This is a genomic window from Mycobacterium sp. ACS4054 (assembly GCF_001667275.1).
In the GTDB taxonomy this organism is placed as follows: Bacteria; Actinomycetota; Actinomycetes; order Mycobacteriales; family Mycobacteriaceae; genus Mycobacterium.
Genome location: NZ_LZHV01000041.1, coordinates 268717 through 282558, shown reverse-complemented (window position 1 = coordinate 282558; position 13842 = coordinate 268717). Strand labels below are relative to the sequence as shown.

Sequence of the window (13842 nt, the reverse complement as noted above, 5' to 3'; positions counted from 1 at the left end):
ACCATGTTCCAGACCGTATTGGTGGCCAACCGCGGCGAGATCGCGGTCCGGGTGATGCGCACGCTGCGCCGGCTGGGGATCCGGTCGGTCGCGGTGTACAGCGACCCCGACGCCAACGCCCGTCACGTCCTGGAGGCCGACACGGCCGTGCGCCTCGGCCCCGCCGCGGCCCGCGAGAGCTACCTCGACATCGCCAAGGTGCTCGATGCGGCGGCCCGCACCGGCGCCCAGGCGGTCCACCCGGGCTACGGATTCCTCTCCGAGAACGCCGAATTCGCCGCCGCCTGCGAGCGCGCCGGGGTGGTGTTCCTCGGCCCGCCCACCCGGGCGATCCAGGTGATGGGCGACAAGATCACCGCCAAGAACGCGGTCGCCGCCTTCGACGTGCCGGTGGTGCCCGGTGTGGCCAAGCCCGGGCTGAGCGACGACGAGTTGGTCGCGGCGGCCGACGAGATCGGATACCCGGTGCTCATCAAGCCGTCGGCGGGCGGCGGCGGCAAGGGCATGCGCCTGGTGGATGACCCGGGCCGGCTGCGCGACGCCCTGTCGGGCGCGCGCCGCGAGGCGGCCTCGTCGTTCGGCGACGACACCTTGTTCCTGGAGCGATTCGTGTTGCGCCCCCGGCACATCGAAGTACAGGTGCTGGCCGACACCCACGGCAACGTGGTGCACCTCGGTGAGCGCGAATGCAGCCTACAGCGGCGCCACCAAAAAGTGATCGAGGAGGCGCCCTCGCCGTTGCTCGACCCGCAGACGCGCACCCGCATCGGGGCGGCGGCCTGCAACACCGCGCGCAGCGTCGACTACGTCGGTGCGGGCACGGTGGAGTTCATCGTCTCGGCCGACCGGCCGGACGAGTTCTTCTTCATGGAGATGAACACCCGTCTGCAGGTGGAACACCCGGTCACCGAGGCGATCACCGGGCTGGACCTGGTGGAGTGGCAGCTGCGGGTGGCCGCCGGGGAGAAGCTGGGCTTCGCGCAGGACGACATCGAGTTGCGCGGCCACGCGATCGAGGCCCGGGTGTACGCCGAGGATCCCGCGCGGGGATTTCTGCCCACCGGCGGTCGGGTGCTGCAGGTGGCCGAACCGTGCGGCGCCGGCGTCCGGGTCGACTCGTCGCTGCTGGCGGGCACGGTGGTCGGCAGCGACTACGACCCGATGCTGAGCAAGGTGATCGCCTACGGCGAGGACCGCGACGAGGCGCTGGCGAAACTCGATGGGGCGCTGGCACAGACGGCGGTCCTGGGCGTGCAGACCAACATCGAGTTCCTCCGGTTCCTGCTGGCCGACGAACGCGTGCGCGCCGGTGACCTGGACACGGCGCTGCTGGACGCGCGGGTGGCGGACTTCGCGCCGCTGCCGGCGCCCGACGACGTGCTCGCCGCAGGCGGCCTGTACCGGCAGTGGGCGCTGAACCGTCGCGCCGCGGGCAACCCCTGGGCCGTTCCGACCGGCTGGCGGGTCGGGGGTGCGCCGGCCCCCGTGCGGACCGAGATGCAGACCCCGCTGCGCAGCGACACGGTGTCGGTGTGGGGGCCACCGGATGGCGCGCGGGTGCAGGTGGGCGGGGGTGAGATCCGTTCCGCCAGTGTGCAAGTCGACGGTGCCCGGATGGACGTCACGCTGGACGGGATGCGCCGGGAATACCGGTTCGCCGAGGCCGACCGCCACCTGTGGATCGCCGACGAGCGGGGAGCGTGGCACCTGCGCGAGGCCGAAGAACACAAGATTCACCGCGCCGCCGGTGCGCAGCAGGCCGAGATCCTGAGCCCCATGCCCGGCAGTGTCATCGCCGTCCAAGCCGACTCCGGCGCCGAGGTCACCGAGGGTGATGTGGTGGTGGTCGTCGAGGCGATGAAGATGGAACACTCGCTGCCCGCGCCGGTTTCGGGACGAGTGGAGCTCCTGGTGTCCGTCGGCGATCAGGTCACGGTCGACCAGGTGCTGGCCCGGCTGGTGCCCGAAGAGCCCGACGCAGCAGCCGATTCGAGTAAGGACGAAACATGACCACATCCATAACCGCGGGAACCCTGCCCAAGGAATACGAGGACCTTCGTGACACGGTCGCCGAATTCGCGCGCACCGTCGTCGCGCCGGTATCGGCCAAACACGATGAAGAGCACAGCTTCCCGTACGAGGTCGTCGCCAAGATGGGGGAGATGGGGCTGTTCGGCCTGCCGTTCCCCGAGGAGTACGGCGGGATGGGTGGGGACTACTTCGCCCTGTCGCTGGCGCTCGAGGAACTGGGCAAGGTCGACCAGTCGGTGGCGATCACCCTCGAAGCGGGCGTCGGCCTCGGGGCGATGCCGATCTACCGCTTCGGCTCCGAAGAACAGAAGGCCAAGTGGCTGCCGGACCTCGCCGCCGGGCGCGCCCTGGCCGCGTTCGGGCTGACCGAGCCGGGCGCCGGTTCCGACGCGGGCGCCACCCGAACCACGGCCCGGCTCGACGATGGCGAGTGGGTGATCAACGGCAGCAAGCAGTTCATCACCAACTCCGGCACCGACATCACCAAGCTGGTCACGGTCACCGCGGTCACGGGCAGCATCGCCGATGGGAAAAAGGAGATCTCGACGATCATCGTGCCCAACGGCACACCGGGATTCACCGTCGAACCGTTCTACAGCAAGGTCGGATGGAACGCCTCGGACACGCACCCGCTGAGCTTCGCGGACGCCCGCGTCCCGGAGGAGAACCTGCTGGGCGCCCGCGGCACGGGCTATGCGAACTTCTTGTCCATCCTGGACGAGGGGCGCATCGCGATCGCCGCGCTGGCGACCGGGGCGGCCCAGGGCTGCGTCGACGAGAGCGTCAAGTATGCGACGCAACGCCAGTCGTTCGGGCAGCCGATAGGTTCCTACCAGGCGATCAGTTTCAAGATCGCGCGGATGGAAGCGCGCGCGCATGTCGCGCGCACGGCCTACTACGACGCGGCCGCAAAGATGTTGGCCGGCAAGCCCTTCAAGAAGGAGGCAGCCATCGCGAAGATGATCGCGTCGGAAGCCGCCATGGACAACGCGCGGGACGCCACCCAGATTCACGGCGGATACGGGTTCATGAACGAGTACCCGGTGGCGCGGCACTACCGCGACAGCAAGATCCTCGAGATCGGTGAGGGGACCACCGAGGTGCAGCTGATGCTCATCGCGCGGTCGCTGGGGCTCTCGTGACCGACAAGTCAATCATCCAGCGGGGCCTGTGGTTCGAGGAATTCGAGACCGGCACGACGTACCTGCACCGGCCCGGCCGCACCATCACCGAGGCCGACAACGTCTTATTCACCACTCTGACGATGAACACCCAGTCGCTGCACCTCGACGCGGCGTGGGCCGCCGAGCAGCCGGGCTTTCGGGGCGAGCGGTTGGTGAATTCGATGTTCACGCTGTCCACCCTGGTCGGGTTGTCGGTATCGCAGCTGACGCTGGGCACCATCGTGGCCAACCTCGGCTTCTCCGAGGTGTCGTTCCCCAAGCCCGTCTTCCACGGCGACACCCTGTACGCGGAGACCGTGTGCACCGCCAAGCGCGAGTCGAAGAGCCGGCCCGGCGAAGGGATCGTCACCCTCGAGCACACCGGACGCAATCAGCACGGCGACGTCGTCGCGCGGGCGGTGCGGACCACGCTGGTCCAGAAGCGCCCCGCCTCCGAGGAGTCCCGATGAAACTGCAAGCCGCCGGTCCGGGCTGGCTGTTCTGCCCGGCCGACCGCCCCGAGCGCTTCGCCAAGGCCGCGGCCGCGGCCGACGTGGTGATCCTCGACCTCGAGGACGGCGTGGCCCAGGCGGACAAGCCCGCCGCGCGCAAGGCGCTGGCGGAGACCCCGCTGGATCCCGAGCGCACCGTGGTGCGCGTCAACGCGGCCGGCACCGAGGAGCACGCCCGCGACCTGGACGCCCTGGCCCAGACGCCCTACACCACGGTGATGCTGTCGAAGACCGAATCGGCCGCCCAGGTGTCCGCGCTGGCCCCCCGCGACGTCATCGCGCTGATCGAGACGCCCCGCGGGGCGGTGTTCGCCACCGAGATCGCGGCCGCGGAGGGCACCGTCGCAATGATGTGGGGTGCCGAGGACCTCGTCGCGGCCCTCGGCGGCAGCTCCAGCCGCCTGGCCGACGGCACCTACCGCGACTTCGCCCGCCATGTCCGGTCTACGGTCCTGCTGGCGGCGTCCACCTTCGGCCGGGCCGCGCTCGATGCGGTGCATCTGGACATCCGCGACGTCGAAGGCTTGCGGGCCGAAGCCGCCGACGCCGTCGCGGTGGGTTTCCACGGGACCGTGTGCATCCACCCGACCCAGATCGCCGTCGTGCGCGAGGCCTACCGGCCCAGCGACGAGAAAGTCGACTGGGCGCGAAGGGTATTGGAGGCGGCGCGCGCCGAGCGCGGCGTTTTCGCCTTCGAGGGACAAATGGTCGACTCGCCGGTGCTCAAGCACGCGGAAATGCTGGTGCGCAGGGCGGGCCAGTCCCGTGCCGGGTGACGGTCGAACCCTCGCACGCAACCGCGTTGTCGGTGGCCGCGACACGGTCGCGATCACCGCGGTCTCTTCTCATTTGAGCGCATAATGGTGGGTACGCCAGTGTCGCGGCGAGCGAGGCCTTTCGGGTAGCTGGCGATCGACTTCGGCTCGCGGTGGGTCCCGGCTGAGCTTTGGCTGTGGCCCTGCGGCACCGAAGTAGGGAGACGGTATGGCGACGGTGCCCCAACTGCCGATGACCGTCGACCTCGAGCCGGTGCAACTCGTCGCCGCGGACGGCACACCGACGCCCGAACTCCGCTACGGCCGTGACCTTCCCGCGGAGACGCTGTGCTGGCTCTACGAGATGATGGTGGTCACCCGCGAGCTGGACACCGAGTTCATCAACCTCAAGCGCCAGGGGGAGTTGGCGCTCTTCGCGTCGTGCCGCGGCCAGGAGGCCGCGCAGGTGGGGGCGGCGGCCTGTTTGCGCAAGACGGACTGGCTGTTTCCCCAATACCGGGAGCTGGGTGCGTATCTGGTGCGCGGCATACCGCCCGGGCACGTCGGCGCGGTGTGGCGCGGAACCTGGCATGGCGGACTGGAATTCACCAAGAAGTGCTGCGCCCCGACGTCGATCCCGATCGGCACCCAGACTCTGCACGCGGTCGGCGCGGCGATGGCGGCGCAACGCCTCGGCGAGGATTCGGTGACGGTGGCCTTCCTCGGCGACGGCGCCACCAGCGTCGGCGACGTGCACGAGGCGCTGAACTTCGCGGCCGTCTTCACCGCGCCGTGCGTGTTCTTCGTGCAGAACAATCAGTGGGCGATTTCCGTTCCGCTGCACAAGCAGACCGCGGCACCTTCCATCGCGCACAAGGCCATCGGCTACGGGATGCCGGGGATCCGCGTGGACGGCAACGACGTGCTGGCCTGCTACGCGGTGATGGCGGAGGCCGCCGCGCGCGCCCGGGCCGGCGGCGGCCCGATGCTGATCGAGGCGGTCACCTACCGGCTCGGTCCGCACACCACGTCCGATGATCCCAGCCGCTACCGGACCCAGGAGGAAGTGGACCGCTGGACGGCGCTCGACCCGATCCCGCGCTACCGCACTTACCTTCAGGGACAGGGCGTTTGGTCGACCCGGTTTCAGGACCGGGTGGCCGCCCGCGCGAAGCGCATGCGCGCCGAATTGCGCGACGCGGTGTTCGGCGCGCCCGATTTCGACATCGACGAGGTGTTCACCACGGTGTACGCCGAGATGACGCCGGGATTGCAGGCGCAGCGAGAGCAGCTGCGGGCCGAGCTCGACCGCAACGACGGGGAGGCGTGAATGACTCAGCTCGCCGATCGTCCGGCCACCCCCGACGAAACCCGCACGGCCGCAACGCGGCACGCCGCTCTCGCCGCGCAAGTGATGACCATGGTGCAGGCGCTCAACCGTGCCCTGCACGACGCGATGGCCGCCGACGAGCGGGTGCTGGTGTTCGGCGAGGACGTATCGGTCGAGGGCGGCGTGTTCCGGGTAACCGAGGGGCTGGCCGGAACATTTGGCGAGCAGCGCTGCTTCGACACGCCGCTGGCCGAATCCGCCATCATCGGTATCGCGGTGGGACTGGCGCTGCGCGGATTCGTGCCGGTGCCCGAGATTCAGTTCGACGGGTTTTCCTACCCGGCGTTCGATCAGGTGGTCAGCCATCTGGCGAAGTACCGCACCCGCACCCGCGGCGAGATCAACATGCCGGTGACGGTGCGCATCCCGTCATTCGGCGGAATCGGTGCGGCCGAACATCATTCGGACTCGACCGAATCGTATTGGGCCCATACCGCCGGCCTGAAGGTGGTGGTTCCGTCCTGCCCGTCCGACGCGTACTGGCTGCTTCGCCATGCGATCGCCTGCCCGGACCCGGTGATGTTCCTCGAGCCGAAGCGGCGCTATCAGGTCCGCGGGTCGGTGGATACCGAGCGGCCCGAACCGCCGATCGGGCGGGCGATGGTGCGCCACGCCGGCTCCGATGTCACCGTGGTGACCTACGGCAGCCTGGTCAGCACCGCGGTCGGCGCCGCGGAAGAGGCGCAGCGGCAACGCGGTTGGAGCCTGGAGGTCGTCGACCTGCGGTCACTGGTGCCGTTGGATTTCGAGACCGTGGCCGCGTCGATTCATCGGACCGGGCGTTGCGTGGTGATGCACGAGGGTCCGCGCAGCCTGGGATATGGCGCGGGGTTGGCCGCCCGGATCCAGGAGGAGATGTTCTACGAGCTGGAGGCGCCGGTCCTGCGCGCCTGCGGATTCGACACCCCGTACCCGCCCGCCCGGTTGGAGCGACTCTGGCTACCCGGCCCCGACCGGCTGCTGGACTGCGTCGAGCGTTCGCTGGGGCAGCCATGAGCGCCGACGAGCGGGTCAAGTCGTTCCGCGTCCCGGATCTCGGTGAGGGATTGCAGGAAGTGACGGTGACGCGCTGGAACGTCGCCGCCGGCGACGACGTCGAGCTCAACCAGGTGTTGTGTTCGGTGGAGACGGCGAAGGCGGAGGTGGAACTGCCCAGCCCGTACGCGGGCCGAATCGTCGAAACCCACGGCGGGGAAGGCGATGTGCTCGCGGTGGGGGCGGTGCTGGTCAGCATCGACACCGCACCCGTGAACGGCGACGCGACCGGCGGAGCGGTACCCACGCTGGTGGGCTACGGCGCCGACGCCGGCATCGACGCCAGCCGACGCAGCCGCCCGCTGGCCGCCCCTCCGGTACGCAAACTGGCCAAGGAGCTGAAGGTCGACCTGAGTTCGGTGCAGCGCGACGCCGACAGCATCATCACCCGGGCCGACGTTTTGGCGGCGGCCGGCCAGAACGGCGCCGACGTTCGCCCGGTCCGCGGCGTGCAGGCCCGGATGGCCGAGAAGATGACGTTGTCGCACAGGGAGATCCCGGCGGCCAAGGTCAGCGTCGCGGTTGACTGCTCCGAACTGTTGCGGCTGTCGGATCGAGCGTCGGCGGATCAGCGGATCACCCCGTTCGTGCTGACCTCGCGGCTGCTGGTGATCGCGCTGCGCCACAACGAGATTCTCAACTCGACATGGGTGGACTCACCCGATGGCCCGCACGTGCGCGTCGAGCATCGGGTCCATCTGGGGTTCGGGGTGGCCACCGATCGCGGGTTGTTGGTCCCGGTGATCGCCGACGCGCATACCAAGACCACCCGCGAATTGGCCCGTCGGTCGGCCGAATTGGTCGCCGGGGCGCGCGAAGGCACCCTGACGCCGGGGGAGATGCGCGGTTCCACGTTCACCGTGTCCAACTTCGGGGCTTTGGGCGCCGACGACGGCGTGCCGGTGATCAACCACCCGGAGGCGGCCATCCTGGGGATGGGCGCGATCAAGCCGCGCCCGGTGGCCGTCGGCGATCAGGTGGTGGTGCGCCCGACGACGACGCTGACTTGCGTGTTCGACCATCGCGTCGCGGACGGCGCCCAGGCGGCCCGATTCGTCACCGAGCTGAGGGACTTGGTCGAGTCGCCGATGACCGCGTTGCTCGACCTCTGACGGCTCAGGGGTGCGGCGGTACGGGGCACCAGAACAGGCCGCAGTTGAAGCTGGGCGCGCGCGAGGGCGGCGGGGGCGGGTACGGCGGCGGGTTGTCCGTGTCCCAGCACTGATTCCAGTATCTGTTTTCGCCCCATGCCGGATTCCACGGTTGGTTGGGGCACCAGTAGACGCGCGGCGCGGGGGCCGGCTGGGCCTGGGCGACGCCTTCGACCAGAGCCGTTCCGGCCGTCGCGAGGCCGCCGGCCAACAGGGCCCCGGCGGCAATTCGGGTGAGGGTTTGGGTGATCTCCACGGGCATGTCCTTCGCTAGGGCGCCACGCCTGTCGGCGTCTTCGTAGCAAAGCACACTTTCGCGGAATCGCTACCGATCCCAACTTCCGAACCTGCGTCGGCGCTACCGGCGTTGCGCCGCGGCCAGTCGCTGAGCGAATTCCGGCGAGTGGATGGAGTAGGCCTGCGGCCCGAGCTCGGTGCGCATGGCGGAGACGTGCTGTTCGTCATCCACCGATCCCGGGCTGATGGTCGCGCGCATGGTGGCCTTGGTGGCCAGCACGACCTCGCGCGGGGCGTTCGCGGGCCCGGCGGCGAGCTCCAGCGCCGCCGCCACCGGATCGTCGGCCACGGACAGCGCCAACCCGTGCCGCACGGCGGCTTCGGCGTCGAAGCGCATGCCGAACAACAGGGCCGCGCGCGCCACCTGCGGCCCCACGGCTCGCTGGAGCATCCAGGTCGCGCCGCCGCCGGGATGCAGCCCCAGCTTTTGGAAACGGGCGTCGAACAACGCCGCCGGCCCGGCGATCCGCACGTCGGCCGCCAGCGCGAGATTCAGTCCGGCGCCGACGGCCGCGCCGTTCACCGCGGCGATGGTTGGCAGCCGGCAACCGCCGACGGCCATGAAGCCGTCGTAAAGCTGTTGCAGACCCGCCTCGGCTTTGTCACCGCCCGCGGCGGCGAGCGCGCTCAGGTCCGCGCCCGCGCAAAACGCCTTGCCGGCGCCGGTGACCACCACGGCATGAACTTCGGGGTCTGCCTCGGCCCGCTCGACGGCCGCGCGCAGGCGGGCCGACATCTCGGCGGTGACGGCGTTGCGCCGGTCGGGGTCGTTGACGGTGATGACCGCGACGCGGTTGTCGACGCTGAACAAGACGGGGTCGGATTCGGCCATCGGGCACCTCCGCGGCTTGGGCTGGCGGCCCCGGGCGACGCACGATTGCCGTGCCGTCGGCTGCGATTCCGGGCCACGGTAAGGGTACTGCGCGGCGTGCATACGGGCGGTCGGGGTCGCGCCGACCGGATTTCGCCCGTTTCGCAGCAGCAAGCTGCGGTGGATGGCCGAGGGCCGGGCTTTAACGGCACTCGTATTGTGCGAGCCGCCGCGAGGATTTGCGTAGCGCACACGATGCGAGCGAGCCCCCACCGCGGAAAACAATTGGCCGTGCAAACGCAAATGCGTTTGCGGCACCTTCCCGGAGACGGGCGGGGACCTACCGAATTGCATGGAAATAATTCAGCGACGTAATGAATTTGTCGCGCTTAAGTCGCGGTCAGTTCGCTCTCGACCGGGTCGGGCCGTGCCAACCGCTTCGCCAGCTGGTCCAGCGCCGCCTGGCGCCGTCTGACCCCGAACGTCCGATGATCCCGCACGGGCCCCTGAAGCGCTGTGGCCGGCATAGCGTCGTGGCGCAACCGATTGTTCGCGTAGTGGATTGCCGCATCGATCATTTCGATGTACTGCTCCGCCTCGTCGAGCGCACAGGTGCCCTCTATGCACTGGATCTCATCCCAACAGGGATACGACGAGTACCTGGCATCGAGCCGTTGCTGCGATACCTGCGAACCGAAGTAGCCGCGCCAGTCCCGGCTTAGCCACCCCCGTGTCTTGACCTCAACTTTGATCCTATTTCCCAGGCCGGCTACGAATTTGGGTTCACCAACTCGTACCACCGGTTGCCAGTCGTCCGACGTCATCATCGACCACCCCTCGAATAGAGACGCCTTTAAGTCATGATCCCCCTGCTGGCGTCATCCGCTCGTACGACACGCCAATTGTTATTCCCCAACCCTCAAATGGGCAAACGCTAGAACGAACGGTTGGCTCGGCACTTGTTAAATGCCGGTTTACGGCTGTTGTCATTGGACGCGCCGCGGTGCGCGCGCCCACATCAACGGCGTATTGAGAATCCGCCGCCCCGCCGTATTGCACCGCCAGACGAGTTCGGCGACGCTGGGGTGGGTCAATCCGGTGCGGACAACGAGGGGAAGCGCGATGGCGAAGGTTCTGTTCGTGGTGAGCGGCGCGAGTTACTGGACGCTGAAGGACGGCACCAGGCACCCGACCGGCTATTGGGCCGAGGAGTTCGCGGCCCCCTACCGCGAGCTCACCGATGCCGGTCACCAGGTCGTGGTCGCCACGCCGAAAGGCGTTGTGCCGCATGTGGATGTGATGAGCCTGCGCCCGTCGATGGCCGGCAGCGAAGAGATCGCCCTGGAACTCGAGGAGATCCTGCGCTCCGCCGAGGAGTTGCGCCGACCGATCGAGCTGGCCGACGCCCGCCTCGAGGACTACGACGCCGTCTACTACCCGGGCGGGCACGGCCCGATGGAGGACCTTTGGCAGGACGCCGACTCGGGCCGGCTGCTGACCGCGGCGCTCGCGTCCGGCAAGCCGCTGGCCATCGTCTGCCACGCGCCGGTCGCGATGATGGCCACCCGGCGCAACGGGGCGTCGCCGTTCGCGGGGTACAAAGTCACCGCCTTCACCAATGACGAAGAGGACGGGGTGGGGCTGCGGACGAAGGCCCGCTGGACCGCCGAGGACGAACTGGTGAAGATGGGCGTCGATTTCTCCCGCGGTGAGGTGTGGAAGCCCTACACGCTCAAGGACCGCAACCTCTTCACGGGCCAAAACCCCGCGTCCGCTGGGCCTTTGGCCAAAGAGTTCATGAAGGAACTTGGTTAAGGCCACGGCCGGGTCCACACTTGTCGAATGAAGGTACGTGATCTGATGACCGCCGACCCGATCGCAGCGCGCACGCCGCCACGGCGCCGGCGCCGGGCCCAGGCGCGGGTCGCGTGACCGTGCCCGCCGACGGCCCCCAGCCGGGTACGCGCCGCCTGAGCGGACTGTCCGACATCCGCGCGTTCTTCCACACGAACAAGGTGCCGCTGTACTTCATCTCGCCGACCCCGTTCAACCTGCTGGGCGTCGACCGCTGGATACGAAACTTCTTCTACCTCACGTACTTTGACTCCTTCGAGGGCACCCATTCGCGGGTGTTCGTGCCCCGGCGACGTGACCGCCGCGACTTTGACTCCATGGACGAGGTGTGCAGTCACCTGCTGTCCGATCCCGAGACGCTCGAGTTCATCGCGGGTCGCGGCCCCGGCGGCAAGTGCTGCTTCGTGATGATGAACGCGGAGATTCAGGCCCTCGCGCGGCAGGCGGGTCTCGAGGTCATGCACCCTCCGATCGAGCTGCGCGAGCGCCTGGGCTCCAAGATCGTCATGACCCGCCTGGCCAACGAGGCGGGAGTGCCGAGCGTGCCCAACACGATCGGGCGGGCGGGATCCTACGACGAACTCCTGGAACTCGCACAAAGCGCCGGATTGGGCGACGACCTCGTCATCTCGATCGCCTACGGCAACGCCGGCAGCGGGACATTCTTCGTCCACGGGCAGGGCGACTGGGACAAAAACGCGGACAACCTGGTGGGGCAGGACCTCAAGGTAATGAAGCGGATCCGCAACGTGGAGGTGTGCCTCGAGGGCGCCGTGACGCGCCACGGCACCGTGGTCGGCCCCGCGATGACCAGCCTGGTCGGTTATTCGGAGCTGACGCCGAGCCGGGGCAGCTGGTGTGGCAATGACATCTGGCGCGAGGTGCTGCCGCCCGCCCAGACCCACGCCGCGCGCGAAATGGTGGCAAAGCTGGGCGACGTGATGCGCCGCGAGGGTTACCTCGGCTACTTCGAGGTGGACCTGCTGCACGATCTCGACTCCGACCAGCTCTATCTCGGCGAGGTGAATCCGCGGCTGTCCGGCGCCAGCCCGATGACGAACCTGACCACCGAGGCCTACGCCGACATTCCGCTGTTCCTGTTTCATCTGCTCGAGTACATGGACGTGGACTACGAGCTCGACATCGACGCGATCAACACGCGCTGGGAGCGGGGCTACGGCGAAGACGAGGTCTGGGGCCAGGTGATCCTGACGGAGACGTCGCCGGACATCGAGATCTTCACCGCCACGCCGCGCACCGGGGTGTGGCGCATCGACGACGACGGTCGAGTCTCCTTCTCGCGCACCGCCAATGACTGGGCCACACTGCTCGACGGCTCCGAGGCCTTTTACATGCGCGTCGCCGCGCCCGGCGACTTGCGCTCGGAGGGGGCCCAACTCGGTGTGCTGGTCACCCGTGGGCACCTGCAGACGGACGACTATCAGCTGAGCGAGCGCTGCCAGCGCTGGGTCAAGGGCATGAAGGCGAAGTTCGTTTCCACACCCCTGACGCCCGCCGCGCCGATCGTCTCTCGGCTAGTCGCGCGCGCGTGAGCGCCCCGGCGGGCATCTCACTGGACAACTGGCTGGCTCCGCCCTACTCGCACTGGTCATTTCAGCACGTCGAAGACTTCGTGCCGACCGCGGTGATCGCGCGCGGGGAGGGCCCAGTCGCGGCGATAGCCGCCGCCCCTGCCGCCCTGGCCGAGATCCCGGTGACCAACACCAACGGGTCGGCCACCACCGTCGGCGCCGTGATGGCCGCGACCGTCACCGACGGGTGGGCCGTCGCCCATCGCGGCGCGATGGTGCTCGAGGAGTACCTGGACGGGATGACGGCCGACACCCGGCACCTGTTGTTCTCGGTGAGCAAATCGCTGGTGGCGGCCGTCGTCGGTGTGTTGCACGGGGCCGGTGCCATCGAGCTTGCCGCGCCGGTCACGAAATACGTTCCTGCGCTTGCCGATTGCGGCTACGCCGGTGCGACGGTGCGTCACCTGCTTGACATGAGGTCGGGCATCGCCTTCTCGGAGGATTACGGCGACCCGGCCGCCGAGATTCATCTCCTCGACCAGGCGATGGGCTGGGCGCCCAAGAGCCGCCCGGACAACCCCGGCACGCTGCGGGACTTCCTGCTGACCTTGCGGCGAAAGGCGGCTCACGGCGGCCCCTTCGAATATCGCTCGTGTGAAACCGACGTGCTCGGCCTGGTCTGCGAGGCCGTCGCCGGTCAGCGGATGCCCGGGCTCATGTCGGAGGTGCTGTGGAGCCGCATCGGGGCCCAACGCGACGCCTCCATAGCGGTAGACCCCTGCGGCACAGGGTTTTTCGACGGCGGCGTCAGCGCCTGCCTCACCGACATGATCCGGTTCGGTTCGCTGCTGCTGCGCGACGGTGTCTCGCTGACCGGCCGGCAGGTGGTGCCGGCCTCGTGGATCGCCGACACCCTCGACGGCGGCCCGGACTCGCGTGAGGCGTTCGCCGCCAGCCCCGACGACACGGAATTGCCGGGCGGGATGTACCGCAACCAGATGTGGTTTCCCTACCCGGGCAACAACGTTGTGCTGTGCCTGGGCATGTGCGGTCAAATGATCTACGTCAACCGCGCCGCCGAGGTCGTCGCCGCCAAGGTGTCCACCCAGCCGCACTCGCACGAGCCGCACATGTTGGACACGCTGCGCGCATTCGACGCCGTGGCATACGAATTGGCCGGGATCCCCGGACCTTGATGAAAATCCCGGTGGGGCCGTAAAAGACCTCGGAAGTGCGGGCGCGTTTACCTAGACTTTTTTGGGGGGAGGATCAGTTCAACCACCGGAAACCCATCGGTATCTGCTCGAAAGT

13 protein-coding genes are annotated in these 13842 nt (G+C 68.6%); 10 read left to right on the top strand and 3 right to left on the bottom strand.

Annotation, left to right across the window (positions count from 1 at the left end):
* Positions 1–3 precede the first annotated feature (3 nt).
* The 7 genes from A5730_RS10170 to A5730_RS10140 all read left to right on the top strand — a co-directional run bounded on the left by A5730_RS10170 (position 4) and on the right by A5730_RS10140 (position 7998).
* On the top strand, positions 4–2010 hold the full coding sequence (locus tag A5730_RS10170) for an acetyl/propionyl/methylcrotonyl-CoA carboxylase subunit alpha (protein ID WP_067899621.1): 2007 nt from the start codon (positions 4–6) through the stop codon (positions 2008–2010).
* Positions 2007–3173 (top strand): acyl-CoA dehydrogenase family protein, encoded by a 1167-nt coding sequence (locus A5730_RS10165; RefSeq protein ID WP_067899047.1) that lies wholly within the window; start codon positions 2007–2009, stop codon positions 3171–3173. The genes A5730_RS10170 and A5730_RS10165 overlap by 4 nt, the downstream gene beginning before the upstream one ends.
* Entirely contained in the window at positions 3170–3664 is a 495-nt protein-coding gene (locus A5730_RS10160) for a MaoC family dehydratase (protein WP_067899045.1), read from the top strand. The genes A5730_RS10165 and A5730_RS10160 overlap by 4 nt, the downstream gene beginning before the upstream one ends.
* Positions 3661–4482: a CoA ester lyase gene (locus A5730_RS10155; protein ID WP_067899042.1), complete on the top strand. Its 822-nt coding sequence runs from the start codon at positions 3661–3663 to the stop codon at positions 4480–4482. Before A5730_RS10160 ends, A5730_RS10155 begins: the two co-directional genes overlap by 4 nt.
* A gap of 208 nt (positions 4483–4690) precedes the next feature.
* On the top strand, positions 4691–5791 hold the full coding sequence (pdhA, locus tag A5730_RS10150) for a pyruvate dehydrogenase (acetyl-transferring) E1 component subunit alpha (RefSeq protein ID WP_067899039.1): 1101 nt from the start codon (positions 4691–4693) through the stop codon (positions 5789–5791).
* Positions 5792–6847, top strand: a complete 1056-nt coding sequence (gene bkdB / locus A5730_RS10145; RefSeq protein ID WP_067899036.1) for a 3-methyl-2-oxobutanoate dehydrogenase subunit beta — start codon at positions 5792–5794, stop codon at positions 6845–6847.
* Positions 6844–7998, top strand: a complete 1155-nt coding sequence (locus A5730_RS10140; RefSeq protein WP_067899033.1) for a dihydrolipoamide acetyltransferase family protein — start codon at positions 6844–6846, stop codon at positions 7996–7998. The genes bkdB and A5730_RS10140 overlap by 4 nt, the downstream gene beginning before the upstream one ends.
* Before the next feature lie 4 nt (positions 7999–8002).
* Here A5730_RS10140 and A5730_RS10135 read toward each other — a convergent pair whose 3' ends face one another.
* The 3 genes from A5730_RS10135 to A5730_RS10125 all read right to left on the bottom strand — a co-directional run bounded on the left by A5730_RS10135 (position 8003) and on the right by A5730_RS10125 (position 9969).
* Positions 8003–8293 carry a hypothetical protein gene (locus tag A5730_RS10135; RefSeq protein WP_156745751.1) on the bottom strand — a complete coding sequence of 97 codons (291 nt, stop codon included), beginning with the start codon at positions 8291–8293 and terminating at the stop codon, positions 8003–8005.
* Between the two features lie 102 nt (positions 8294–8395).
* A complete protein-coding gene (locus A5730_RS10130) occupies positions 8396–9166 on the bottom strand; it encodes an enoyl-CoA hydratase (protein WP_067899028.1) in 771 nt (256 codons plus the stop codon).
* A 368-nt stretch (positions 9167–9534) separates the two neighbouring features.
* Positions 9535–9969 carry a hypothetical protein gene (locus tag A5730_RS10125; protein ID WP_055404876.1) on the bottom strand — a complete coding sequence of 145 codons (435 nt, stop codon included), beginning with the start codon at positions 9967–9969 and terminating at the stop codon, positions 9535–9537.
* A 298-nt stretch (positions 9970–10267) separates the two neighbouring features.
* Here A5730_RS10125 and A5730_RS10120 point away from each other — a divergent pair, with 298 nt between their 5' ends.
* The 3 genes from A5730_RS10120 to A5730_RS10110 all read left to right on the top strand — a co-directional run bounded on the left by A5730_RS10120 (position 10268) and on the right by A5730_RS10110 (position 13727).
* Complete coding sequence (locus A5730_RS10120; protein WP_067899024.1) at positions 10268–10960, top strand: type 1 glutamine amidotransferase domain-containing protein; 693 nt, start codon at positions 10268–10270, stop codon at positions 10958–10960.
* Between the two features lie 113 nt (positions 10961–11073).
* On the top strand, positions 11074–12552 hold the full coding sequence (locus A5730_RS10115) for a biotin carboxylase (protein WP_156745750.1): 1479 nt from the start codon (positions 11074–11076) through the stop codon (positions 12550–12552).
* Positions 12549–13727, top strand: coding sequence for a serine hydrolase domain-containing protein (locus tag A5730_RS10110; protein WP_067899022.1), 1179 nt, complete (start codon positions 12549–12551; stop codon positions 13725–13727). The genes A5730_RS10115 and A5730_RS10110 overlap by 4 nt, the downstream gene beginning before the upstream one ends.
* Positions 13728–13842 lie beyond the last annotated feature (115 nt).